This is a genomic window from Pseudidiomarina salinarum, assembly GCF_000753715.1.
Taxonomy (GTDB): domain Bacteria; phylum Pseudomonadota; class Gammaproteobacteria; order Enterobacterales; family Alteromonadaceae; genus Pseudidiomarina; species Pseudidiomarina salinarum.
In genome coordinates, this window is record NZ_JPER01000003.1 from 172,566 (window position 1) to 196,152 (window position 23,587).

The following is a 23,587-nucleotide window of genomic DNA, read 5'->3' on the forward strand; positions in this document are numbered from 1 at the left end:
AAAAAATCCCTATTTGACCAGGCGGGTACGAATGCGTTTTATCGCCTGTGAATGGAGTTGAGAAACACGGGATTCAGTCACATCCAGCACCGCGCCTATTTCTTTTAAATTCAGTTCTTCCTGGTAGTACAGCGTCATCACCAGCTTTTCCCGCTCAGGCAACCCATCGATGGCCCCCATGAGTTGCTGCTTCAGTTGTGCAGAGCCCACGAGGGTATCGGGATCATCGGTTGTGTCAGGCGTCTCGGCGTTGGGCTGATCCAGCACCACCTCGTCATAGGACAGCACCAGACCGCTATTGGTATCCTGCAGCAGTTGCTGATACTCATCCAGCGTCATCTCCAGCGCGCCCGCTATTTCACGCTCTTCGGGCGCACGCCCCAGCTGCTGCTCCAACCGGCGCATAGCCTGCTCAAGCTCACGACCGCTGCGCCGCACGCTACGCGGGATCCAGTCACGGCTGCGCAGTTCGTCGATCATAGCACCGCGTACCCGCTGATGGGCGAAAGTTGAAAACGCCACCCCAGCCTCAGGGTCAAAGCGATCAATCGACGACAGCAGGCCTTCAAGGCCGGCCTGAATCAAGTCATCAGTATCAACGCCCGCAGGCAGGCGCACCCGCAGACTGAGTGCCTGCCTGCGTACCATCGGGTAATACTGTTCAACCAGACTGTTACGGTTGATGGTGCCTTGTGCTGTATACATAGTTCCTCAGCTCGTCAGCCTTTAAATAATATCAAATCGATACCAAGATAGTTGCGGGCTACTTGCTGCAGGTTACCCAGCAGCCCTTGCCGCGAGGCTATCGGCGGGTGCAGCGCGATTACCCGGCGGGGGCCTGCTGCTGCAACCGCTTTCAATGCCTCATAGGCCCGGTAAAAACCGTTAATATCGTCCGCTATCCAGATTGCCCAACGCGCATGTATTTGCGCCAGCTCCGACAAGTTATCGTAATCTGGCGAGGCGGCAATTATATGCCAGGAGGCCGGATCGCCCACCCACTTCTTGCCCGCTTCGGCCCAGCGAACAAATACCTGACTGGCCAGTTCAGTCTGCGGCTGCGCGGCACCGGGTAATCCCAGCACCACGACAGATTTACTGGTGGTTGCCGGCAGTTGTTCACCTTCGACATTGTCAGTGCGCTTAGCGGCCCATTCGCGCAAGCCAGCTGCCTGATCACTCATAAACCATCACTTAATTTGTTAACTCCCGTCCGGCGGCCTGAAGCGACTGATAGCCCTGAAGGCCCTGCAGCAATCCGCTGACCAGTTTATCACCCTGCACCCGTCCGCGCTTCCCTGTAAGGCTGAGTAATTCACCGCGGACGCTCGCGAAGCCGGACGCCTGACTATATTCAATATGCACCGCCACGGCGGCAATAGCGCCTGCCAGCCACAGTTGCAGCGCCTGCCGCTGCCCCTGATCGTCCTGTGGCGCAATATGATCGTCCAGTTGTTGCCACGCCAGCCGGGTCAGCCGGCCATATTCTTCAAGCTGCAAGGCCTGGCGGATCCGCTGTATGAGCTGCTCTGCTGAGCATTGCCCATCGACCAGCCAATAGCGCCGCTGCACCGGATTCTTGCCGGTACCGCCATGCAATTCCCCGTAAACCAACTGATGCGGCCGGGCGCTATCCACAGCGTCTACCGCCGCGACGCGAACGGCCAGTTCTCGGCGTTCGCCGCGGTAGTCAATAGGACAACGCGACAGTGGCACGGCCTGTTCCCGTGCTATGGTCGCAACCGCACGCCGCTGTCCGTTCACTGACAAGCGATGGTTCAAATTCAGCGTAACCAGCCAGCCCGTAGCTTGCTCGTCAAAAATCGCCAGCAGCGCGGCATCGGGCAAATAATCAAACAACTGAACCGCGGCGCTATCGGCATCAATTTCCATATTGGCCGCCCCACTTTGCAACTGTAACGGCAACAATGGCAAGCCATGGGTATCAAGCTGAAGATGCGGTGTCAGTTGCTGCCAACCCTGCAACGGCTGCGGTGCGCCCCAACGGATAACCGGAGCTTGCTCTGGTATTGCAGCTTGCGGCAACTGCTGCCGCTGCCACGCATCTTCCAGTAAGCGAAATCCCGGAATCTGTATGCGCAGCGCTTCAACCACCGAACGTATTACCCGACTATGGCTAAACAGCTGACTGGATGAATAATTTTGCGGCAGCTGCTGCTCCCAGTCGTCATGGCCATAAGGCGATTCAGTTTCGTTAGCGGCTAGTGACTCACTCACCATCTTACGAATGTCGGCCGCGATCAGATCTTCGGGTACACGCTGACCCACCGAACAGGCCTGCACCGAAAACTTATAGCGAATAACGGTATCCAGTACGCCGCCCAGTTGCGCCGCTTCATCCAGTTTCGTCAAAATACAGTCATTAATACGCAGCGCGCTTTCGCTGGCGATGCGCTGATAGATACGCGCCACTTCATCCAGGGTTTGTTGCTGCGAAGCACTGTTCAGCAGCAACACAATACGGGTGGCATCATCGGCTTGATCACCGCGTAAAGCGGCGAGTCGCCGCGCCAGGTTCTGATCGCGCTGACTCATGCCCACGGTATCCACCAGAACCAGGCGTTTACCCTGCATCTTGCCGGCAATCGCTGTCATTGAGTCGCCGTCGGCCAGCGCATGCATTTCAACATCAAGTAATTCGGCATAGATTGCCAGCTGTTGCTGGGCGCCAATCCGGTAGCTATCGGTGGTAACCAGCAGCAAGCTGTCGTTGCCGTGTTTCATGACATAATTGGCAGCCAGTTTGGCGGTGGTGGTGGTTTTACCAACCCCGGTTGGGCCCACCAGCGCCAGCACACCTTGCTGATTGAGAATATCCAGCTCAGCGTCAGGTGCCGCGATGCGCGTAATCAGCTGCTGTTGCAGCCAGTCGCGCGCGGCTTCAGATTGTTTTTCGGAATGGTTCAGATGCGCCGGCAACAAACTCACCAGTTGCCGGGCAAGTTCGTCGCTATAACCACCGGCGCGCAGCTGGCGGTACAGGCGCTTACGGTTATCGACCGGTACCTTAGTGCCCTTTTGCTCATGCATCATGCTGCGCATATCCTGCACTTCGGCCAGTAATTGCTGTGCCAGCGCGGCGAACTCAGGAGCACTACTGTTAGCCAGGCTGCTGGGCTGAGCGCTGGCCGGAGCCTCATTACCTACGGCGTCCAGTTCAGCTTCAGCGATGGCAAATACTTCCGCGCCCTGCGCAGTTTTACGTGACGACACGATAACCGCATCCTCACCCAACGTATCGCGTACCTGACGCATCGCATCGCGCTGCGTACTACCAGTGAAGCGCCGCACACTCATGCTGATTCTCCAATCACACTAACCACCTTGATTGATCGATCATCGGGAATTTCAGCCTGGGATAATACCACTAAATCGGGCAATTGGCGGCGCAAGAAATGCGCTAATAACGGCCGCAACTGGTGCGGTACCACCATGACCGGGGCCATGCCAAGGGTTTCGGCGCGTTGCAATGCCTCTTGCGTCTGCTGCTGTAGAGTCTGCGCCAAACCGGGTTCCAGTGAGCCGTTTTGCTGCAGCGCCTGGCTCAGCATAGCTTCGAGTTGCATATCCAGACCAATAACCTGCAGTTCGCGCGCACTGCCAAACCATTTCTGGGTAATAATACGGCCCAGCGCCAGCCGCACCCGGGCGGTCAGATCATGTACATCACTCTGCTGGCCTTCCGACTCAGCCAGGGTATCGAATATGGTACGCAGGTCGCGAATGGATACATCCTCGGCCAGCAGATTCTGCAAGATACGCTGCAGGGTGGTTAGGGTGACACACTTAGGTACAACATCTTCTACCAGGGTTTTGTTTTCTTCCGCAAGACGGTCCACCAGTTGCTGAACTTCGCCGCGTCCAAGCAAATCAGACGAATAGCGCTGCAACAGGTGATTAAGATGCGTTGCCACCACAGTGCTGGCGTCAACTACCGTATAACCAAATATCTGGGCATGTTCGCGTTGGTCTGACTGAATCCAAAGCGCTGGCAGGCCAAAGGCCGGATCTGTGGTATCGATACCTTCTACGTTGCCGGTTACCTGGCCCGGATTAATTGCCAGCCAGCGATCCGGGTGGATCTCGGCCCGGCCAACTTCACCGCCTTTCAGCGTAATAGAATAAGTGTTGGGTGGTAATTCAAGGTTATCGCGGATGTGCACCACCGGCGGCAGAAAGCCCACTTCCTGGGCGAATTTCTTGCGTACGCTTTTGATACGACCCAGTAATTCACCCTGCTGCTGATCATCAACCAGCGATATCAGACGGTGGCCCACTTCCATACCCAAGGTATCGACCAGTTGCACATCCTGCCAGCTGGCTTCGGGCGAGCTGAAGCTTGGCGCAGTTGCGGCAGGTTCGTCTGCACCGGCCAGCGCCAGTTCGCGTTGCTGCCGCTGATGCATAACCCAGGCCAGCGACCCCAACATGACCGTAAACAGCAAGAAAACAAAGTTCGGCATGCCGGGAACCAGCCCCAGCATGCCAATAACGCCGGCCGCCAGCATCAGTACTTTGGGGCTAACGAACAGTTGCTTGATCAGCTGCTGGCCAACGTCCTGGTCGGTATTAACCCGCGATACGGTTACACCCGCAGCGGTGGAGATAATTAGTGCGGGAATCTGTGCTACCAGGCCATCACCGATGGCGAGCAAAATGTAGGTATGTGAAGCCGCGCCAAAACTTAGCCCGTGCTGCATGGTGCCGATCATCAGGCCACCAATAATGTTCACCACCATGATGATCAAGCCGGCGACTGCATCACCACGGACAAACTTACTGGCACCGTCCATGGAGCCGTAAAATTCGGCCTCCTGGGCCACTTCGGTGCGGCGCCGGCGGGCCTCTTCTTCGCCAATCAGACCAGCGTTCAGATCCGCGTCAATGGCCATCTGCTTACCCGGCATGGCATCCAGGGTAAAGCGAGCGCCCACTTCGGCGATACGCCCCGCACCTTTGGTAATAACCATAAAGTTGATGATTACCAGGATCAGGAACACCACGATGCCGACCGCGAAGTTGCCGCCCACCAGGAACTGGCCAAAAGCTTCAATGACTTTACCTGCCGCATCGCCACCCTGGTGGCCTTCCATGAGTACCACACGCGTTGAAGCAACGTTCAGCGACAGCCGCAGCAAGGTGGTAAACAGCAGTACCGCAGGGAAGGCAGCGAATTCGAGTGGCTTTTCGGTAAACATGGCCACCAGCAACACCATCAGCGACAAGGCGATGTTGAAGGTAAAGAGAAAATCCAGCATAAACGGCGGTAATGGCAGCACCATCATCGCCAGAATCATCAGGATAAGTACCGGCCCTACCAATACCTGCATGCGGGCACTGGTAATGCCTCCTGCGATCATACGCCAGTCCATATTCATCAGGCGGGCACCTCAAAGTCATCAGGCACGCTGATATATGCTGGTTTCGGTGGCGTTTCAGTCACCCCCTGTTGCGCCCGTTTTAACTGGAAGGCCCAGGCCAGCACTTCGGCAACGGCGCTATACAGGGGCCCGGGGATTTCCCGACCAAGTTCCACGTGGGTATAAAGCGCCCGCGCCAGTGGCGGTGCTTCTAATCGCGGAACCTTATTGGCATCACCAATCTCGCGTATTTTTGCGGCTACTTGCTCGACCCCTTTGGCCACCACTCGCGGCGCGCCATTACCTTGCTCATCATACTTGAGCGCAACCGCATAACGGCTGGGGTTGGTGACGATCACATCTGCCGTAGGCACATCACTCATCATCCGGCGCCGGGCCATTTCCTGTTGCTGCTGGCGGATTTTGCCTTTGATATGCGGGTCGCCGTCGGTTTCTTTGTTCTCGCGCTTGACCTCTTCTTTGCTCATGCGCAGCTTCTTGGTATGGGTGAAGAGTTGGTAGGGCACGTCAAAAAGCACCACCACCACCAGCGTCAGCACCATCCACAGACAAGCCTCTGCGGCCAGGGCTACGGCCTCGGTTAGCGCCTGCTTAACCGGCATGTGCATGAGCGCCATAAAAGCTGATTTCTGCTGCCATAAAAACAGCACCAGCACACCACCAACCAGCACCGACTTGGCAATAGCCTTACCAAGCTCAGCCAATGCCTGTGCCGAAAAAACCCTTTTCAGCCCTTTTACCGGATTGAGTTTACTGAGCTTTGGCTGCAAAGATTTTGCTGACATGACCCAACCGCCAAGCAGCGCCGGCGCAACCAGCGCCAGCACTACCATAACGATAAACAGGGGTAGGAGGGAAAATAATGCATGGGTCGCCAGCTCCAGAATGTTCTGTAGCATAGGCCCGGATTCGAAGATTTGTACGCGGTCAAACAGGAAAGCCTGCTCCATCACCCCACCAAGATCCTGGTACAGCGATGAGCTCATGCCCCATAGCGCGATAATGCCGCCAAACAGCAGCACAAAGGTGGTCAGCTCGCGGGATCGCGCAACCTCACCCTCTTCCCGCGACTTTTGTAGTCGTCGGGCCGTGGGTTCTTCGGTCTTTTCCTGATCGCTGCTCTGGTCTTCTGCCATCTGGGTTCCGGGGTTAAAAGCGACACTGCTGGACTGTGCTGCTTAGTATGCCGAAACACCAATGGTGTTGAAGGAGAGAAAAGGCGGGTTTGTACCCGCTATTTCAGTGGTTGCTGGTCAGTGAAGTTACCTTCCTGTTCAAGCTGTGAACGGATAAGGGCTTCATACTCTGCCTGATCCTGCGGAAAGTAGCCCTGGCGCTTAATAAATTCCGCTGATTCCTGAGTATGGAGGACCAGCGTAATGCGCCGGTTCATCGGATCATCTGACTCGACGCCATCCATCGGGATACGATCAGCAACCCCGGTTACCAGCAATAATTTTCCGGTATCCAGTCCAGCGTCCAGCATCACTTTACGGGAGGCGTTGGCGCGGTCGGCTGACAATTCCCAGTTACTGTAGCCTCGCTCACCGCCAGCATAGGGCAAGCTATCGGTATGGCCACTCAAGGTAATTTCATTAGGGACTTCGTTGATAATAGGCGTCAAGGTTCGCAACAGGCGATCCATGTAGGAGGCGACTTTATCGCTACCCAGCTCAAACATTGGCCGCTGCTCCGAATCGACGACCTGAATGCGAAGCCCCTCGCGGGTAATGTCAAAGCGCAGCTGATCCGCCAGCTCCCTTAACACCGGATCGTCCTCAACCGCACGTTTTATCCGTTCCTGCAGCCCCTGAAAATGACGTCGCACATCCGACGGGCGGGTTTGCCGGCGCAGATCAATGCGCATCTGTTCCCCTTTGGCGTGAGAAGGATCATCGCCACCGCCCTTAATCGCGCTGGTACTCGCCGATGACTTGTCACCACTGGTCAATGCGACCATTAGCGGCGTGCTAAAGTAATCCGCGACCTGTTGCTTACTTTCTTCACTGGAAATCGACAGGATCCACATCACCAGGAACAACGCCATCAGCGCCGTCATAAAGTCAGCAAGGGCGATCTTCCAGCTACCACCATGATGCTTCTTGATGATTTTTTTGCGACGGATAATTATCGGGCGTTGATCATCGGACATAGTTACGCTTCCGCTTTGGCGCCGCGAACAAAGTCTTCCAGCTCATTAAAGGTTGGCCGTTCAGCGGTATGTAAGGCCTTGCGCCCAAATTCAACCGCCAGCTGCGGGGCATAGCCGTGCATACTTGCCAGTAGTGTCACCCGGATGCATTGCATAGTCTTCGCCATCACCGCGATCTGTCGCTCAATGCGGCTGGCAACCGGATTAATAAAACCGTAGCCCATCAGGATACCGAGGAAGGTTCCGACCAGCGCGTGCGCTATCATTACGCCCATTGCGGAGGGGTCTGCACTGGCTGAACTCAATGCCCGGACCACGCCTAATACTGCAGCTACGATACCGAAAGCCGGCATGGCATCGCCGACTTTGGTCAGTGCATCTGCAGGGATTTCGGCTTCAGCTTCAAAGGTCTCGATCTCATGTAGCATAAGCTCGTCCAGCTCCTGCGGGTTCATATTGCCGCTAATCATTAGACGCAGATAATCGACGATGAAATTCAACATCAGCTCGTCGTTAAGCACCTGCGGGTGCTCATTGAAAATCGCGCTCTCAGCCGGTGCCTCGATATCCCGTTCGACCGCCAGCATACCGTCGCGGCGCATTTTATTCAGAAGCTTATAAATTACTGCCAGTAGTTCAAGATAGGTATCGTTGTCATATTTTGACGATGCCTTGAATTTTTTCAGTGATTTCATGGTGGCTTTTATTGCTTTGCCATTATTGGCCGCAATAAAAGCACCAAGCCCAGCGCCACCGATAATCAGAAATTCCAGCGGCTGAAATAGCGGACCCAGGCTTCCGCCAGCCAGCGCAAAGCCGCCGAATACGGAAAACAGTACGATTAAAAAGCCGAGTGGAATGAGCACAAAAGCATCCTTTACCTATTGGAGTTATTCTGTAGTTAGTTATCGGCAGAGGAGCTGAGAACTTAAGCGGATTTACTGCGGTTTTTACGGGCGCTCTTTAAGGGTTTTCCGGCGCGCGAAGGCGGCTGACATACACCGCATACATAAGCAGAATCGGGAGTGTGAGCATGATTGACAAATTGCAGCTTGCAGGAATTACACGTCGATAACTGGAACATATGGCTTTCAAAAAAGCGCACCAGCGTCCAGGCTCTGGTAAGCGCCAGCACCTCTTCATCACCACTTAACTGGATATGCTCCTGATACAGACGGTAGGCTTTAATAAACGCCTGCATCCGTTCCATGTTCTGGCCTTCGCGCAAGCGAATATAGATGGTATAGAAAAACGACGAGTGGACATTAGGCATCCAGGTGAGGAACCAGTCTGTCGAAAACGGCAGCATCCCTTTAGGCGGTGACTTACCGGAAACTTCTTTATATAACCTGACCAAGCGGCCGCGGTTCAGTTCGACCTCGGACTCCAGAACCTGCAGCCGCGCACCGAGCTCAATAAGCTCAATAGCTAGCTGAACCTGGTTAAGTTCGTCGAGGAGCTTTTTCACTGGCTTCGTTTCATGCAGAGGCTAGCAACATGGCCAGGTGCGTTTCCTGTAGGCCGGTATCCCGCTTATTGCTCAGAATTGCCCGCAACTGGTCAACTGGTCCCAGGCTGGGACGCAACAGGCTGTGGGGCTGTCTGGCTAGCAGAGAGAGGTCTTTAACCGACATTTCGGCGATGAGATCGGCTAGATCATCTTCTATTTTCAAGCGAAACACTGCGGTTTCGCGGTCTTCCAATAATAGTTTCTGGACCAGCAATAAGTAACTGAGGTTTAAATCCTGCAATTCGGCGATATTTCGACTTTGCTGCATGGCTGATGGGTTCCGTTACCTGGAAAACGAGAAATGATTCTGTAAAGGACTTTTATCAAACTTTTACATAGCAGGTCAAGCAGAATAAAATATTTATAATGAATGATTCGCATATAGAAACGATCTATAAATGTTGATCTAAAAAAGCACGATGGCGCCAACTACGGGGTGCGGTCCAGTGCTGCCGCCCACAGCAACAACTCAGCAACAATCTCCCAGAGCATTTGAGGTACGTAATCGTCAAGGTCTAATTGCGACAAGAGGTCGACTAGCTCGGGTGAATGGTGGACAAAAATGCCATGCTCGGCTGCTTTCGCCAGAATTCGCTCGGCAAGTTCACCTTGTCCGGTCGCGATGACTTTCGGCGCCGGTTCAAACTCCTGATAACGCAACGCAACAGCACGTTTCGGTGGTTTAAATTCATCACTCATTCACTCACCTCCGAACGCAGTGCTGTAACCGGAATATCCGCGATTGAGATGCCGATCTGTTTTCGCAGGCGTATGGCAAGCGCTTCAACTTCAGCCTTCACTTTATCGAGATGCTCGGGCTGGCACTGCAGCCGTAATTCAAGGTTGTGCGACTGAATTCTTAGTTGCGCCCGCAGTTCGCCAAGCGTCGGTAACTCAAGCTTAAATTCACTTTGCCAGGCCGGCACTTCCTGATCATCGGCCTCCTGCTGGTCGCGCCACCGTTTTATCAGCGGGTTCCGTTCCGGCTGCACCAGCATTTGCAGAATCACCTGCGGCCATATTTCTGTTTCAAGGCGCAATACGCCGGACTGCATCAATTCAAGTTGCTGCCCGAGAATGGACTGATTCTGGGCGGCGGATTGCTGTGCCTGGGGGTGGCGTAACAAGTTGGTTAATGGCAGCTTATCGGCGGCCCAGCGGCTCAGCGCATTCTCGTAGAATAGCCCCGACTCGCGTACCGCCTGGCCCAGCCGGCTAGCCAACCTGGCGGCATCAAGCTCGGCGGCGCCGGGGAATAATGGCTGGCTACCCTGCACATGGGCCGCGCCTTTAGGTAAGTTCGAAGAGGGAATCTGCTGCTGTAAACTCTGGATAATCGCAATCAGGCGGGCTACCTGCTGCCCGGCCTGACTAAACTCGGTGGTGGTCGCGGTAGGCAGAATCTGCTGTACCGGCAAGGTCTGCCGCGGCAGCGGCTCGACCGCGGTGCGCTGCTTCATCACCTGATGAACCAGCGTATCCAGTAACGGGGTTATACTGCTCAATTGCGATAACTATGCTCGAGCTTCTGCTTCTTCTGCACGCTGAGCAAGGTTTGCTCCAGCAGGGTACGGCGCGCGATTAATCGCTCACGGATTTCGCGGTCCTGGTCCATGATGGTGCTTAACAGTTGTAATTTCTGCAGCTGCTGTTCTTCATCCAGTGCTACACCCGACTCGCCGTGACTAATACGCTCAACCTCGCGGACATAATCTACTTCCGCTTGGATCAAGGTATCCCAGTCCTCATTGCGCACACTGGCCAGCATTCGGTTTGAATGATCCAGTAGCGTCTGATAGGACATAATTACCTCCATAGGGGACATCATATAATGTTGTTCGAGAGTTTGGGCTGCCACGCCTAAACTCCTTCGGCCTCGGTCTGAATTTCTTTCCAGGCAGAGCCAATCTGGCCCAGCAAATCGCCGGCTTCTTTCAGTAAAGCGTCTTCGTTGCGCAAGTTAGCTTTAAGCAATAAGCCAGCCACATAGACATACAGCGAATCCAGTTGCTCAGCCAGTTCGCCGCCTTGTTTTTTATCTAACGCCGCTGCCAGGCCCTGATTGACGATATCCAGCGCCTTGCTGATGGCTTTCGCTTTTTGTTCTATGCGGCCTTCAGACATATGTAACCGCGCTGCGCTAATTTGCCGTAGCGCGCCGTCGAACAGCATGTTGATTAATTTATGTGGACTCGCGGAAAGCACGTGACTCTCTACACCGACCCGACCATATGCTGCAGCACCCTTCATTCCATACATCGCTTTATCTCCTGTTATTTCCGGCCCAATTGCGCGTCAAGCGCAGCGAACTGCTGGGTCAGATAGGAACTGGTTGAGTTCATGCTCGCGATCAAACTATCAAGCTGACCAAACTGTGTGCGGTAGCGATCTATCGTGCTGGCGATACGCTCTTCCTCACGGATGTAACGATCATCCAGACGCGACAACATATTCTTAAAACCCTCGGTACCGGTCGTAATCAGCCCGTTTTCACCGAGCAATTGCCCCACTGCGGTCGCCGTTTTCGAGGCGAATCCTTCAGCAGTGCCAGTACCAGCGAAAAAGGCCTGCAGGTCACCGACCTGGTCCGTGCTTAGCTGGGTAAGGCGTTCTTCATCTACCACCAGGGTTCCGTCGAGTTGGCGCGTAATTCCCAACTCGGATAATGTCTTTAAATTTGCCTCTGGAACGCTGTTACTCAATGCTGTTCGCAGTCGCCCTTCAACTGACCGCAATCCGCTATCACCTAACAGTTGCCCGGCTGAACCCGTTTCGCTATTGAAACTGCTCAGGTCGCCGATGGTTTTCTGTATATTGTTGTAAGCCTCGACAAACTCGGTGACGGCTCCGGATATAGCTTCCTGATCACGATTCACCGTTACCGTTGAATCGCCCGCCTTAGTCAGGCTCAGTGTTACTCCCTCGATCGCCCCGGCTACTTGATTAGTCTGGCTGGTTACGTTGATACCGTTCACCGATAATGCCGCGTTTTGGGCGGTTATTTCAGTTGCTGCGTCGCTGCTCAGGTTGGCCGCGAGATCCCCGCCATAGGTGAGGGAGCTTATTGCCTTGTCGGTGCCGCTAACGGCTGAACTAAATACCAGGCGGTTAGGTGTGCCCGAGCCGTCGTTGACGAGCGAGGCTCGTACATCGTTTTGCTGATTATTGATTGTGTCGCGAATGGCTTCTAAGGAAGTAGATCCTGCAGCAACGTCAACGGTATGCGCAGTTCCGTCTCCAAGAGTAAAACTTATAGTGCCAACCCCAAGTTCGGCTGTCTTATCCGCTACCCCATTGGTGGCGACGCTGTAAGCGCGGGCTAGTTGCCCGACGCTGACTGAATAGGACCCTGTCGGCGCTGCGTTCGTCGCTGCCGCCAGAACGGAATCCCCCGTCACACTGCTGGTGGACGCGCCAAAAGTTTCCGCTGCGCCCAGTTTTTTTACAGCGTCCTGAAACTGAGACAGCGCACCTTCCAGCTTTCCGTAAGCCGAAATCTTCGCTTCGAAGCTACGTTTCTGAAGTGTAATAGGTTGCAGGCGCTGGCGCTCAGCAGATTCGAGCTGCTTAAGTAAACCATTCAAATCCAGTCCGGAGCCAACCCCGAGTGCGGCAATAGACGCCATAATTCCCTTCCTTTTCTAAGTCAGTTCAGTTTGCCTGAACCCAGGTAAATCAAAACCGATAATAGCCGGTGAAACACCGCCTATTTTTATCTATCGGCCAAAACCGGAACAACTTTAGTTTTCCGGTACCACGATATCTTTTATTTTCCCGAGATCCCTCAGCGCACCACCTTCCAGCGGCTCACCAAGCTTTGAATCCGGGGCCAGTTTATGGGGCGACACCCGCACCCTGGCAATTTTTTTATCGCGATCTAAACCAACCACCCAGGCAAATATACCGCTATCGAAGCGCAAAAGGCTACCTATAGGAACAGGCCCGAAGTGACGGATATAGCGATCAATCCAGACCTCATCAAACTGTTCAGTGCGGGCCTGAATAAATTTATGGGCGGCTACCGCGCTCATCGCCGGCCGATCCGGTCGCGCGCGCTGCAACGCATCAAGTACGTCAACCACCGCGGCGCCACGGGCCAGTTGCCCCAGGCTTTTGTCTCTTACTCCATCAGGATAGCCACTACCATCCAGCCGCTCGTTAATCTGGCCGATAACATTATCGCGCACCACCGGCGACAGCCATTTGCAGCTCTCCAGCTTGCCCATAATATGATCCACGTGGGCCTGCATTTCTTTATAGACTTCCGTACTTAAGGTAACCGCCCGCCAGATTTCCGGCGGCATCATGCCTTTGCCTAAATCATGTACCATAGCCGCCGCTGTCACCGCCTTGCGAATATCCCGGGGAACTTTCACCGTAGTTAATAAATCTGCCAGACGCACCGCCACCGACAAACCATGACGGATCCAGCGCGATTCACGATGAATGCAATGCACGGCAAAGAGAAGGTCTTCCCGCGAGTCATCCAGCATATCAAGCAGCCGGTCCGCATGCAGCGACAGCTGATGGGAGTTGACCGGTTGCCCTTGCTTCAGCACCACCATCTGGCTGTCCAGGTAGCCCGCTATGCGCGCCAGCCGTCGTGCCATTGGTGTGGCGTACTGATGTCCGTGCCGTCGGCCCAGGCGCTTATCATTTTCATCTTTTACCTGAAATAATTCAGACGGCGTCTTATTGCCGCCCTCACCTGCGCTACGGCTCGCCTCGCGCTCGATTTCCCGAACGAAATTCCACAGGTCTTTCTCTTTCGCCTGACCAATTTCAGGGAATTCAAAGCCCACCGCCAGTACCTGGCGATCATTATCGGTTTTCAGATGCCGGACCTTTGCCGGAACCTCAAACTTAGTACCATTAGGAAAGTACAGCTCAATGTCGGTATCCAGATCCGGTAATACCCGTGAAACGCCATCCTGCATAAAAAATTCTGCCAGACAGCCGGTGGCTGATAAATCTTTTAAGTCACCCTGTAATTCAATTTTATTCTGGCTTTCTTCATCTTCACTGTATAAGCGCACGCCAACGTCCATTCCCAGCCGCAGCGACGCCCGGAAACTGGCACGGCGTTGCTTCACATTTATTTCCGTGGGCCAGTCGGCGTAGGCGAGCAGCCGGCCGTCAGCGCTTATCAGTTCACGCATGGTCATCGGGTTGGACTGAACCAATCCGCCCGGCGTGTAGCCGTGCAGGGTAAATTTAACACCGCGACGGAGTTGCGGGGCGAGATCGCGGATGGCGCTCAGATCAAACAGCAGGTAATCGCGTTCTTCCTGCTCCAGTAATACCACGGGGTGTTCCTTACCGCCGCCGTTGGTAATCTGTAGCGAGGCCACACCCGGCTGACTCAGCGCCTCATAATAAGTCGCTAACTCAATCGGATTGTTCACCGGGCTAAATTCAATTTCGGTTTCACTCACTCTTATTTCCCTCGTGGCGAGCTCGTATTATCGCGCAATGTCCTTATCGGCTGACGCTTGTTCTTCTTTAATGTTTGCCGGCATGTCTGCAGGCGTAAGTAGCAAAATACCTGCTATCAAAAAATTTTTCTAAAGGTTTTTTTCCGGGCACCGATAACTAGTCAGGACGGAGGCCACAACCGGCAGCCAATTTTCGGAAACAGAAGGATAAAGACTATGTCAGTTATAAATACAAATATCACGGCGATGATTGGTCAGAACAACCTGTCAAAGTCGCAGTCTGCACTGCAAACCTCGATGGAGCGCCTGTCATCTGGCCTGCGTATCAACAGTTCAAAAGATGATGCGGCTGGCCAAGCAATCGCCAATAAAATGAGCGCCCAAATCACCGGTATGAACCAGGCGAGCCGTAACGCAAACGACGGTATCTCACTGGTACAAACAATGGAAGGTGGCCTGAACCAAATCAACGACAACCTGCAACGTATTCGTGAGCTGGCGGTTCAAGGTGCTAACGACACCAATACTTTAGAAGACCGCGCTGCGATTAAAACTGAAATCACTGAGCGCATCGCTGAAATCGATCGGATCGCTGGCAGTGCAAACTTCAACGGTACTAGCCTGTTGAATGGCGCAGCAGCCCTGAACATCCAGGTCGGTGCTGGCACTGGCGCTGGTGATGTTATTACGGTAAACACGGTTGATGCTACTGCTACAGGCCTTGCCGTCACTGCGCCAGCAACTGATGACCACGCTGGTTACCAGGGACTGATTGATCAGGTTGACGCCGCAACGGGAACTCTGGATACGCAACGCGCTACTCTGGGTTCTACTCTGAACCGTTTCGATTCAGTAATTGAGAACCTGGCAACAACTTCTACTAACCTGTCAGCTGCCCGCTCACGTATCGAAGACGCTGACTATGCCGTAGAAGTCAGCAACATGACTCGTGCGAACATCCTGCAGCAGGCTGGTACTTCTGTACTGGCGCAGGCAAACCAGACTCCACAGTCTGTTCTGTCACTGCTGGGCTAAGAAAATCGGGTATCTCCCTGGCGGTAACGCACTGACCGTCAATCCCGTGGCAGCCCTTATTTTAAGGGCTGCCTTTTTCGCTTAGGAGGCGGAAATTATGACCACACCCATCAATGAGTTGTCTTATAACAACTGGCCGGCCGCTTATGCTGCATCGGAACGCCAGCGCGTGGAACGGGTATTGCAGCAATTTCCGGTACCCAAAGCTTCCGCCGAGCCGCAGCAATATAAAGCAGCCGAACTTGTCGGTCCGGTACAGCGGGTCAATCAGGTAATGGAGAACTACGGCCTGCACTTTGATTTATCCGAACAGGCTGGCGGTCAGGTTGTGATTAAGCTGGTGAGCCGGGATTCCGGTGAGGTTATCCGGCAGATCCCGTCCGAAGAAATGCTCCGTATTTCTGAGCATCTGGATGAACTGAAAGGATTGTTGCTTCAGCAGCAGGCGTAAGCAGGGTCAGACCTGCATGCCCATGATTTCTTTATAAGCACCGATCATGCGGTTACGTACCTGCACGCCCATTTCAAAGGCGAGTGACGCCTTTTGTTTATCGACCATGACTTCATTCAGGGTAATGTTAGGATCGCCTAACTGAAACGCCCGCGTCTTTTCTCCCGAAATCTGCTGCAGCGAGTTAATTTTATCAATTGAGGCCTTCAACTCTTGCGCGAAGCCGCCCGACTCAATATTTCCGGTCGCCGCTGGCTGCGCTTTGACTTCGGTCTGTAGCGCCTGCATCTGCTGCAGCGCGGTCTGAATTGCTGGTACGCTCATAGTCATCACCCTCAAAAGCACATGAGATATTTTTATTGGCCACACTTTAGCAGCCGGTAGCGCAACCGAAGCATCTAATTAACGCTAAAAAAGTGCCCTTTTTCACTCTTTGACTTGCCCCTACCCCCGCATAATGTCATCTAGCTAAATCCGCCTGTTCACGAATCCGGAACCCAGACGACATTATGGAAGCAACTCAGACCGTTAAACCTTCTGCAACGGCCGCCCCCGCCGCGGCTGGCACGCCCCAGTGGCTGCAGCAGCTGAAAACGAACAACCTGGTGCCCCTGTTAATTGGTGGTGCCGCTTTCGTTGGTCTGGTATTTGCACTCATCATGTGGGCCAGCACACCGGAATACCGGGTGCTTTACAGTAATCTGAGCGAGGCCGATGGCGGCCGTATCGTCACTGAGTTAGAAACCCAGCAGGTCCCATACCAGTTAAATGGCGCCGGTACTATTATGGTGCCCGGCGACCAGGTGCACCGGTTGCGGCTGCGTATGGCCGAGCAGGGGCTGCCACAAGGTGGCAATGCCGGCTTCTCGCTCATGGACAACCAGGCCTTCGGTATCAGTCAGTTCGCCGAACAGGTTAATTTCCAGCGCGCCCTCGAAGGTGAACTATCCAGTTCAATGGAGTCGCTGGGCCCGGTTGCGCGCGCGCGGGTGCACCTGGCGATGGCCAAGGCTTCCGTGTTTGTGCGTGACCGTGAACCGGCAAAAGCCTCGGTGATTCTGACCCTGCACGCTGGCCGCAAGCTAGGCGATGGCCAGGTGCAGGCGATCATTCATATGGTTTCCAGCAGCGTACCGGAACTGTCCACCGAACAAGTCACTGTAGTGGATCAATACGGCAACCTGCTGTCCAGAAATAACCGCGAAGACGCCTTAAGCGGCACCAAGCTTACCTATATCGAACAGATCGAACGCTCCTACCAGGAACGTATTGAGAATATTCTCACGCCAATCCTCGGCCGTACCAATATCCAGGCACAGGTTGTGGCCCATGTGGACTTTGCCAAGCGCGAAGCAACTGCCGAAAGCTACACCCCGAACCAGAATATCGACACCGCCGCCATACGCAGCATTCAGCGCAATACCACCATGCAGGGTAACGGCATGGGTGCTCGGGGAGTGCCTGGCGCGCTGACCAATACGCCGCCGGGCGTGGAAGCTTCACCCATCGAGATGACCGCCGCTGAGCCGGGTGATGAACCGGCCGTCGAGACAGCTGAGAATAACGCTGGCAACCGCTCAGTACAGCAGGATCAGATTGTTAACTACGAAGTGAACCGCACTATTGAGCATGTCGATCACCATCGCGGGCAGCTCGAACGGCTGTCTGTGGCTGTAGTTGTGAATCATCGCGAAGTCATCGGCGAAGATGGTATTGCTACCCGCGTCAAACGCAGCGAAGAAGAACTGGAATACATTAACCGCCTGGTGCGTCAGGCAATGGGCTTTACCGAAGCCCGGGGCGATCAGCTGGACGTAATTAACAGTTTGTTCATTAATCAGGTTGAACCTGTTGAAGAGCTCTCCTGGTGGCAGCAACAGGGTGTGCAGCAACTGGTGATGTCGGTGGTCCGTTATCTGCTGGCCGGACTTGGCATTCTGCTGCTTTATCTATTCCTGTTACGGCCACTGCTTAATCGCTTTACCAGCTCAAGCGGCCCAGCCCGCAGCCGCCCGCGTGGCAACCTGCGTGCGGTAGTGGGTGATGATGACGACGATGATCTGGAGCAGGCACGGCCTCGCAGCGCACCCCGAGCGGGCGCTACCGGCGATGACGATGATGAAGAAGAAGCAGGCTCATTCCGCTGGCCTGAAAAAGAGAATAAATCGAATTACAAAAAAGGTCTGAAAAAAGCCCAGGAACAAGCGCGCGACAATCCGAAGCAAGTGGCCCGAATTTTACAAAACTGGATAAATAGTGATGACCATGTCTAATCAACAAACGGCGGCGGCAGCAAATATGCCCGGCTTGCGTCGCGCCGCACTGTTATTACTCATGCTGGAAGAAGAGTCTGCCGCTGAGGTGTTTAAACACTTCGCGCCCCAGCAGATCCAAAAGATCAGTAAAGAGATGACCAAGCTCACTGATGTATCGCATAAGGACATCAAGGCCGTACTGGAGCAGTTCCATCAGGAACTGGCCGATACGCCGTCGCTGGATAAATATGACGATTACATCCGCTCGGTACTGACCAGAGCACTGGGCCAGGATCGCGCTAACAGCCTGATTGAAGATGTGCTCGAGCATAAGGTTGGCAGTGTTGGTATTGATGCCCTGAACATGATGGACATTCCGGAAGTAGCCGAGATGATCCGTGACGAGCATCCTCAGATTATCGCCACCATCCTTATCCATCTTGACCGTGCCCAGGCAGCCGGTGTGCTCGAACTCTTTGATGAACGCCTGCGTAACGACGTGGTGCTGCGGGTAGCTACCTTTACCGGTGTGCAGCCTGCCGCGTTACAGGAGTTAACAGAAGTGCTGGGCGGCATGCTCGACGGACAGCACCTGAAGCGCAGCAAAATGGGTGGTGTGCGTACCGCGGCGGAAATCCTCAACCTGCTCAGTGCTGGCCAGGAAGATACCGCGCTGGAAAACATCCGTGCGTACAACGACGAACTGGCCCAGAAAATCGTCGACGAAATGTTCCTGTTCGAGAACCTGCTCGAGCTGGACGACCGCAGCATCCAGGTGCTGATGCGTCAGATCGAGACCTCTGCTTTGGTTATCGCACTAAAAGGCGCCGACGATGCCCTGGTCGAGAAATTCCTGCGCAATATGTCGCAGCGTGCGGCCCAGCTTATTCGTGAAGAAATGGAAACCCGTGGTCCGATTCGCGTATCTCAGGTTGAAACCGAACAAAAAGCTATTCTGCAGGTGGTCCGCCGCCTTGCCGACAGTGGCGAAATTGTCTTAGGAAGTGGTGACGATGCCTTCGTTTAAGCCCTTCTCAGTCGCTAACGAGCAGCGGGCCAGCGCGGCCCCTTCTGCCAGCTCCGCCAATGACGGCCACTGGCAAAGCTGGTCGATGCAACCCTTAGGACGCAAGTTGGCAGCAACCGCAATCAATGAAAATAACGATTCTGGTGATTTTCAGCCCAATAGTGAACTTCAGAAACTGCGCAATGAAGCGCGTAATAAAGCTCATCAGGAAGGTTTAGCGCGCGGCCAGCAAGAAGGTTATGCGCAAGGTTATGAAAAAGGCCTTGAGGAAGGTCGCCTTGCTGCCGATAAGGAATTAAAGGACACCCTGGATCAGACGCTGGCACCACTGGGCAATCTGATTGGCGAAGTTGACCGCGCACTAAACCAGCTGGATGACAACGTCAGTGAACAACTGGTACAGCTGGCGCTGGCGGTGGGCCGCCAGCTTGCCGGTGAAGCCATGCAGGCAAGTCCGGAAACTGTGCTGGCGCTGGTCCGCGAGATGCTGCATGCGGAGCCTATGCTGACCGAGAAACCGGTTCTTATTTTGCATCCGGACGACCTGAAGCTGGTCGCCGAACACTTAGATAATGAAGTGGCAACGGTTGGCTGGAAGTTGCGGCCGGACGAACGCATAGAGCGCGGTGGTTGCCGCTTAGTCAGTACTACCGGTGAGCTGGATGCAACCCAGGAAACCCGGTGGCAGCGCATTATTCAGCAGTTAAGAGGACGCCATGCATAACGCTGAGCAACTCACAGAACATTGGCAATCAGCGCTTACCAGCGTCAGCGAGCGACTCGTCGCGCTGCCGCAATGGCGCCACTGTGGCCGCCTGGTGCGTGCCACTGGCATGGTGCTGGAAGCCGTGGGTTTGCAGCTGCCTGTCGGTAGCGCCTGTGTGATTGAAGTACAGCATCAGAGCGACGCTCTTATAGAAGCCGAGGTAGTAGGATTTGCCGGCGATAAAACCTTTTTGATGCCGCTTGAAGCAGTCCAGGGACTCACCCCGGGCGCTCGCGTTCTGCCCATCAGTGAAGCCGGTGATGACAGCCGCCGCTTTCCGCTTGGGCCAGCATTACTGGGCCGGGTACTGGACGGTTGCGGCCGGACTTTGGATCAACAGCCACTGCCACGCGAAGTGGAATACGGCAAGCTGGCCGGTAAAGCGATCAACCCCATGCACCGCGCCCCGATTGATACGCCTATTGACGTCGGCATCCGGGCGATTAATGGCTTACTCACCGTCGGCCGTGGTCAGCGTATGGGGCTGTTCGCCGGCTCCGGCGTTGGTAAATCAGTATTGCTTGGCATGATGGCTCGTTTTACCAAAGCTGATGTAATCGTGGTCGGGCTTATCGGTGAGCGTGGCCGTGAAGTGCAGGAGTTTATCGATCAGATTCTGGGTGAGGAAGGCATGCAGCGCGCGGTCGTCGTGGCAGCCCCGGCCGACTCCTCTCCCTTGCAACGACTGCAGGGCGCGGCATACGCAACCCGCCTGGCAGAAGATTTCCGTGACCGTGGTCAGCATGTACTGCTCATCATGGATTCACTAACGCGCTTTGCCATGGCGCAGCGTGAAATTGCCTTAGCTATTGGCGAACCGCCGGCCACCAAAGGCTATCCGCCGAGTGTGTTTGCGCGCTTGCCTGCGTTAGTTGAGCGCGCTGGCAATGGTGCTGTCGGCGGGGGCTCCATTACCGCATTTTATACCGTACTGACAGAGGGTGATGACCAGCAGGATCCTATCGCCGATGCCACCCGCGCCATTCTTGACGGCCATGTTGTGTTGTCGCGTGGCCTGGCAGAATCCGGCCATTATCCGGCGATTGATATTGAAGCCTCCATCAGCCGCGTCATGCCGTCAGTGATAAGCCAGCAGCAGGTACAGCAGGCGCAGAAGCTGAAAAAACTCTTTTCGGTATATCAGCGCAACCGGGATCTTATCAGTGTCGGCGCTTATAGCCCAGGCCATGACCCGGTGCTGGATCAGGCGGTACAGAAATTCCCGCAGGTTGAACATTATCTGCAGCAACAAATGCATGAACAAGCCAGTTTCAGTGCGGCGCAAACAGCATTAACCGATGTCATTGGAGGACTGCAATGAATACCATCGCTTTAGCACAACTTACTGAGCAAGCCGAACGGGCCCGAAATGAAGCTGCACAGCTGCTTGCCAATGAGCGTCAGAATAAGCAAAAAATCGCGGCCCAGTTGCAGACCCTGCAAGGCTACCGCCATGAATATCGGATCCAGTTACAACGCCAACTGCTGAACGGCCTGGCACCGGCTACTATCGCCACCTATCAGCAATTTTTGCGCAGCCTCGACCACGCCATTAACCAGGCTCAACAGGCGCTGCAGCAGCAGACCAATAAGGCTGATCAGGTGCAACAGTTATGGATTGAGAAGCAGCAGCGGCTGCAGTCTTTTACTACCTTGGGCGAACGTCAGCAACAAGTGATCCGTAAGCAAGCACTGCAGCGGGAACAGAAGCTGGCCGACGAACTGACCACCACCATGTACGCGCGGCGGCTGCAACTTGCTAAGGAAGGGGTTTAATCATGGTTCAAATCAATGTAATAAGCCAGTTACTGCAACAACCAGGACGAGCGTCAGATGCCGCCACCGAGCCTCAGCAACCCGGAGCCTTTGCCGCGCTCTTCGCTGCGCTTGCGCCGCTATCTGAAGGCGCGCCGCTGAAGCACGGCCAGCTACCTGCAGGCGACGGTAAAGCCCTGCGACAAGAGGAGCTCATTGACCTGTCTGAGCAACCGCCTGGCCCGCCTATTTTTGCTGAAGTTGTCGCACTGCCAATGCCAGCCACCGCCAATGCGGCATCACTGGCGTCAGCCACGCTGTCATCCGCTCAGGCAATCGCTGGCGAATCCCAGCGGCCAGCCGCTGCGCAACCGCTGCCTGAAGCAGCTAACGGCGCAATAAAGCCGGCAGTTGCAACCACCGTGGAACCAGTGGCTACCCAGACGACAGCTCCCGCAGCAGCCCCGCTAGCGATGGAAGTTGCCGCGAAAGCCGCAGCCGTCGCTGTAAACCAGGCAACAGATAAGCCGGGTGCTGTCCAGATCCCTGAACAAAGCACAAAAGCGCCAGAACTCGCGCAGGCGACCGTTAACACTCGCGCCGATGCGGCAGCATTGCGTGAAACCATGCAGCCAGGTGCGCCGGCTGTCGGTCAGCTGGCTTCAGCCACCGCCTCGCTGCGCGCCGGGTCCACAGCCGAGCCGGTGCTGAAACCGCTTAGCGCTGCGGCTTCGGGCGGCATCCAGATCATGATGACGGAAGTGCCCGTCACCGCCAGCGCGCCAACAAGCAGTGGCCAGCCAGCAACGCCTGCAGCGCAGCCTCAGCTAACCGCGACAGTCGGCAGCCAGGCCTGGCAAAACCAGTTACAGCAAAATATGGTGCAAATGGTTATGCACAACCAACAACAGGTTACACTACGGCTGAATCCAGCTGATCTGGGTCCGATTCAGATGCAGCTGCAGCTGGATGATACCTCGGCGCAGCTGAACATTTTGACGCACAGCAGTCAGGTCCGCGGCGCGCTGGAAATGGCCATGCCGCAGCTGCGCGAAGCCCTTGCCAACCAGGGCATCCAGTTGACCGACTCGCAAGTTGGTCAGCAAGGCAGCCAGCAGCAACAATCGCAGCAGTCATCTCAGCAACGTGGTACACAATGGTCTACCGCAGCGACGCTAAGCGACACAGCAGCAACCGCTGATTCAGCTAGTTTAACTTCCCCAGCGGGGGATTCAGTACAGCGGGGCCAGGTCGATATTTACGCCTGATCCGATCAAGTTAATTTAACGAAGGTGATGTATGGCACGTAAAAATGATACTCAGGAAGCAACAGGGAATAAGAGCAGCCTTGTGCTCTACGTTTTGCTGTTTCTGACCATTGGATTAAGCGCCGGTAATACCTGGTTGCTGCTGGACACCCGCAATATCGCGATGGCAGCCGGTAACGGCGAGGAAGTGGCTGCAGAACCCGAAGAGTATGAACCGGTATTCGTCAATATTTCGCCCTTTACGGTGAACCTGAAGAGTGACCAGTTTGGCCCGCGCCTGTTGTATACCGGCCTGACTCTGGAAGTTCCTGACGAGAAAGTTAAGCAGGCGATACTCAGCAATATGCCGCAGGTGCGTAACCGTCTGCTGGTGCTGTTATCCGGTCAGGAGGCAGAGAAAATAGCGATGTCGGACGGCAAAAAAGCGCTGGCCAGCAGTATTATGCAAAGCCTCAGCGAGCCCTATTACGGCGACAAAGAGATGGTCATTAATGATGTTCTGTTCACCGAATTTATTGTTCAGTAGGTGCT

General features: G+C 54.8%; 25 protein-coding genes. 9 read left to right on the forward strand and 16 right to left on the reverse strand.

The genetic code is table 11. The annotated features are described in order from the left end of the window. Positions 1-9 precede the first annotated feature (9 nt). The 15 genes from IDSA_RS07070 to IDSA_RS07140 all read right to left on the reverse strand — a co-directional run bounded on the left by IDSA_RS07070 (position 10) and on the right by IDSA_RS07140 (position 14,499). Complete coding sequence (locus tag IDSA_RS07070) at positions 10-705, reverse strand: RNA polymerase sigma factor FliA (protein WP_034775475.1); 696 nt, start codon at positions 703-705, stop codon at positions 10-12. A gap of 14 nt (positions 706-719) precedes the next feature. Beyond that, a complete protein-coding gene (locus IDSA_RS07075; protein WP_051986155.1) occupies positions 720-1,184 on the reverse strand; it encodes a hypothetical protein in 465 nt (154 codons plus the stop codon). Between the two features lie 10 nt (positions 1,185-1,194). After that, positions 1,195-3,318, reverse strand: coding sequence for a flagellar biosynthesis protein FlhF (gene flhF / locus IDSA_RS07080; protein ID WP_034775477.1), 2,124 nt, complete (start codon positions 3,316-3,318; stop codon positions 1,195-1,197). Next, positions 3,315-5,393 carry a flagellar biosynthesis protein FlhA gene (flhA, locus tag IDSA_RS07085; RefSeq protein WP_198675481.1) on the reverse strand — a complete coding sequence of 693 codons (2,079 nt, stop codon included), beginning with the start codon at positions 5,391-5,393 and terminating at the stop codon, positions 3,315-3,317. Before flhA ends, flhF begins: the two co-directional genes overlap by 4 nt. Positions 5,394-5,398: 5 nt before the next feature. Further along, positions 5,399-6,538 carry a flagellar biosynthesis protein FlhB gene (gene flhB, locus IDSA_RS07090; RefSeq protein ID WP_034775479.1) on the reverse strand — a complete coding sequence of 380 codons (1,140 nt, stop codon included), beginning with the start codon at positions 6,536-6,538 and terminating at the stop codon, positions 5,399-5,401. Positions 6,539-6,636: 98 nt separating this feature from the next. Next, positions 6,637-7,554: a flagellar motor protein MotB gene (motB, locus tag IDSA_RS07095; RefSeq protein ID WP_034775481.1), complete on the reverse strand. Its 918-nt coding sequence runs from the start codon at positions 7,552-7,554 to the stop codon at positions 6,637-6,639. Positions 7,555-7,556: 2 nt separating this feature from the next. After that, a complete protein-coding gene (gene motA / locus IDSA_RS07100) occupies positions 7,557-8,420 on the reverse strand; it encodes a flagellar motor stator protein MotA (protein WP_034775489.1) in 864 nt (287 codons plus the stop codon). Positions 8,421-8,482: 62 nt separating this feature from the next. Further along, the gene (flhC, locus tag IDSA_RS07105; RefSeq protein ID WP_034775491.1) at positions 8,483-9,022 is read right to left on the reverse strand and encodes a flagellar transcriptional regulator FlhC; all 540 of its coding nucleotides are present in this window, start codon (positions 9,020-9,022) and stop codon (positions 8,483-8,485) included. 10 nt (positions 9,023-9,032) lie between these two features. Beyond that, the gene (locus IDSA_RS07110) at positions 9,033-9,332 is read right to left on the reverse strand and encodes a flagellar transcriptional regulator FlhD (RefSeq protein WP_034775493.1); all 300 of its coding nucleotides are present in this window, start codon (positions 9,330-9,332) and stop codon (positions 9,033-9,035) included. 161 nt (positions 9,333-9,493) lie between these two features. Further along, positions 9,494-9,763, reverse strand: a complete 270-nt coding sequence (locus IDSA_RS07115) for an EscU/YscU/HrcU family type III secretion system export apparatus switch protein (protein ID WP_034775495.1) — start codon at positions 9,761-9,763, stop codon at positions 9,494-9,496. Next, on the reverse strand, positions 9,760-10,569 hold the full coding sequence (locus IDSA_RS07120) for a flagellar hook-length control protein FliK (RefSeq protein ID WP_034775497.1): 810 nt from the start codon (positions 10,567-10,569) through the stop codon (positions 9,760-9,762). Before IDSA_RS07120 ends, IDSA_RS07115 begins: the two co-directional genes overlap by 4 nt. Beyond that, on the reverse strand, positions 10,566-10,922 hold the full coding sequence (locus tag IDSA_RS07125) for a flagellar protein FliT (protein ID WP_034775499.1): 357 nt from the start codon (positions 10,920-10,922) through the stop codon (positions 10,566-10,568). Before IDSA_RS07125 ends, IDSA_RS07120 begins: the two co-directional genes overlap by 4 nt. Before the next feature lie 2 nt (positions 10,923-10,924). Further along, positions 10,925-11,323: a flagellar export chaperone FliS gene (fliS, locus tag IDSA_RS07130; protein WP_198024052.1), complete on the reverse strand. Its 399-nt coding sequence runs from the start codon at positions 11,321-11,323 to the stop codon at positions 10,925-10,927. A 14-nt stretch (positions 11,324-11,337) separates the two neighbouring features. Continuing rightward, positions 11,338-12,690: a flagellar filament capping protein FliD gene (gene fliD / locus IDSA_RS07135; RefSeq protein WP_034775500.1), complete on the reverse strand. Its 1,353-nt coding sequence runs from the start codon at positions 12,688-12,690 to the stop codon at positions 11,338-11,340. 114 nt (positions 12,691-12,804) lie between these two features. Then, positions 12,805-14,499, reverse strand: a complete 1,695-nt coding sequence (locus IDSA_RS07140) for an HD domain-containing phosphohydrolase (RefSeq protein ID WP_034775502.1) — start codon at positions 14,497-14,499, stop codon at positions 12,805-12,807. 216 nt (positions 14,500-14,715) lie between these two features. Between IDSA_RS07140 and IDSA_RS07145 the strand changes: the two genes are divergently transcribed. Together IDSA_RS07145 and IDSA_RS07150 are read left to right on the forward strand one after the other, a co-directional pair. Then, a complete protein-coding gene (locus tag IDSA_RS07145) occupies positions 14,716-15,534 on the forward strand; it encodes a flagellin N-terminal helical domain-containing protein (protein ID WP_034775503.1) in 819 nt (272 codons plus the stop codon). Between the two features lie 97 nt (positions 15,535-15,631). Further along, the gene (locus IDSA_RS07150; protein WP_034775506.1) at positions 15,632-15,985 is read left to right on the forward strand and encodes a flagellar protein FlaG; all 354 of its coding nucleotides are present in this window, start codon (positions 15,632-15,634) and stop codon (positions 15,983-15,985) included. A 6-nt stretch (positions 15,986-15,991) separates the two neighbouring features. Here the strand turns inward: IDSA_RS07150 and fliE are convergent, their stop codons facing one another. Then, positions 15,992-16,309 carry a flagellar hook-basal body complex protein FliE gene (gene fliE / locus IDSA_RS07155; RefSeq protein WP_034775508.1) on the reverse strand — a complete coding sequence of 106 codons (318 nt, stop codon included), beginning with the start codon at positions 16,307-16,309 and terminating at the stop codon, positions 15,992-15,994. Between the two features lie 185 nt (positions 16,310-16,494). On the opposite strand from fliE, the gene fliF reads away from it, so the two are divergent. From fliF to fliL, 7 genes are read left to right on the forward strand one after another with little or no spacing between them, the layout of a single operon-like run. After that, complete coding sequence (gene fliF / locus IDSA_RS07160; protein WP_034775509.1) at positions 16,495-18,258, forward strand: flagellar basal-body MS-ring/collar protein FliF; 1,764 nt, start codon at positions 16,495-16,497, stop codon at positions 18,256-18,258. After that, a complete protein-coding gene (fliG, locus tag IDSA_RS07165) occupies positions 18,251-19,267 on the forward strand; it encodes a flagellar motor switch protein FliG (RefSeq protein ID WP_034775726.1) in 1,017 nt (338 codons plus the stop codon). Before fliF ends, fliG begins: the two co-directional genes overlap by 8 nt. Beyond that, positions 19,254-19,991, forward strand: a complete 738-nt coding sequence (gene fliH, locus IDSA_RS07170; protein WP_051986157.1) for a flagellar assembly protein FliH — start codon at positions 19,254-19,256, stop codon at positions 19,989-19,991. The genes fliG and fliH overlap by 14 nt, the downstream gene beginning before the upstream one ends. Then, on the forward strand, positions 19,984-21,354 hold the full coding sequence (gene fliI / locus IDSA_RS07175) for a flagellar protein export ATPase FliI (protein ID WP_034775511.1): 1,371 nt from the start codon (positions 19,984-19,986) through the stop codon (positions 21,352-21,354). Before fliH ends, fliI begins: the two co-directional genes overlap by 8 nt. After that, positions 21,351-21,809: a flagellar export protein FliJ gene (fliJ, locus tag IDSA_RS07180; RefSeq protein ID WP_034775513.1), complete on the forward strand. Its 459-nt coding sequence runs from the start codon at positions 21,351-21,353 to the stop codon at positions 21,807-21,809. The genes fliI and fliJ overlap by 4 nt, the downstream gene beginning before the upstream one ends. Positions 21,810-21,811: 2 nt before the next feature. Further along, entirely contained in the window at positions 21,812-23,056 is a 1,245-nt protein-coding gene (locus IDSA_RS11865; RefSeq protein WP_051986158.1) for a flagellar hook-length control protein FliK, read from the forward strand. 31 nt (positions 23,057-23,087) lie between these two features. After that, positions 23,088-23,582 carry a flagellar basal body-associated protein FliL gene (gene fliL / locus IDSA_RS07190; protein ID WP_034775515.1) on the forward strand — a complete coding sequence of 165 codons (495 nt, stop codon included), beginning with the start codon at positions 23,088-23,090 and terminating at the stop codon, positions 23,580-23,582. The last annotated feature ends 5 nt before the right edge of the window (positions 23,583-23,587 follow it).

Coding starts and splice junctions, on each gene's coding strand:
- IDSA_RS07070 (WP_034775475.1), bottom strand. CDS start 705: ATGTATACAGCACAAGGCACCATCAACCGTAACAGTCTGGTTGAACAG.
- IDSA_RS07075 (WP_051986155.1), bottom strand. CDS start 1,184: ATGAGTGATCAGGCAGCTGGCTTGCGCGAATGGGCCGCTAAGCGCACT.
- flhF (WP_034775477.1), bottom strand. CDS start 3,318: ATGAGTGTGCGGCGCTTCACTGGTAGTACGCAGCGCGATGCGATGCGT.
- flhA (WP_198675481.1), bottom strand. CDS start 5,393: ATGGACTGGCGTATGATCGCAGGAGGCATTACCAGTGCCCGCATGCAG.
- flhB (WP_034775479.1), bottom strand. CDS start 6,538: ATGGCAGAAGACCAGAGCAGCGATCAGGAAAAGACCGAAGAACCCACG.
- motB (WP_034775481.1), bottom strand. CDS start 7,554: ATGTCCGATGATCAACGCCCGATAATTATCCGTCGCAAAAAAATCATC.
- IDSA_RS07110 (WP_034775493.1), bottom strand. CDS start 9,332: ATGCAGCAAAGTCGAAATATCGCCGAATTGCAGGATTTAAACCTCAGT.
- IDSA_RS07115 (WP_034775495.1), bottom strand. CDS start 9,763: ATGAGTGATGAATTTAAACCACCGAAACGTGCTGTTGCGTTGCGTTAT.
- fliS (WP_198024052.1), bottom strand. CDS start 11,323: ATGTATGGAATGAAGGGTGCTGCAGCATATGGTCGGGTCGGTGTAGAG.
- fliD (WP_034775500.1), bottom strand. CDS start 12,690: ATGGCGTCTATTGCCGCACTCGGGGTTGGCTCCGGACTGGATTTGAAT.
- IDSA_RS07145 (WP_034775503.1), top strand. CDS start 14,716: ATGTCAGTTATAAATACAAATATCACGGCGATGATTGGTCAGAACAAC.
- IDSA_RS07150 (WP_034775506.1), top strand. CDS start 15,632: ATGACCACACCCATCAATGAGTTGTCTTATAACAACTGGCCGGCCGCT.
- fliE (WP_034775508.1), bottom strand. CDS start 16,309: ATGAGCGTACCAGCAATTCAGACCGCGCTGCAGCAGATGCAGGCGCTA.
- fliF (WP_034775509.1), top strand. CDS start 16,495: ATGGAAGCAACTCAGACCGTTAAACCTTCTGCAACGGCCGCCCCCGCC.
- fliG (WP_034775726.1), top strand. CDS start 18,251: ATGTCTAATCAACAAACGGCGGCGGCAGCAAATATGCCCGGCTTGCGT.
- fliH (WP_051986157.1), top strand. CDS start 19,254: ATGCCTTCGTTTAAGCCCTTCTCAGTCGCTAACGAGCAGCGGGCCAGC.
- fliI (WP_034775511.1), top strand. CDS start 19,984: ATGCATAACGCTGAGCAACTCACAGAACATTGGCAATCAGCGCTTACC.
- fliJ (WP_034775513.1), top strand. CDS start 21,351: ATGAATACCATCGCTTTAGCACAACTTACTGAGCAAGCCGAACGGGCC.
- IDSA_RS11865 (WP_051986158.1), top strand. CDS start 21,812: ATGGTTCAAATCAATGTAATAAGCCAGTTACTGCAACAACCAGGACGA.
- fliL (WP_034775515.1), top strand. CDS start 23,088: ATGGCACGTAAAAATGATACTCAGGAAGCAACAGGGAATAAGAGCAGC.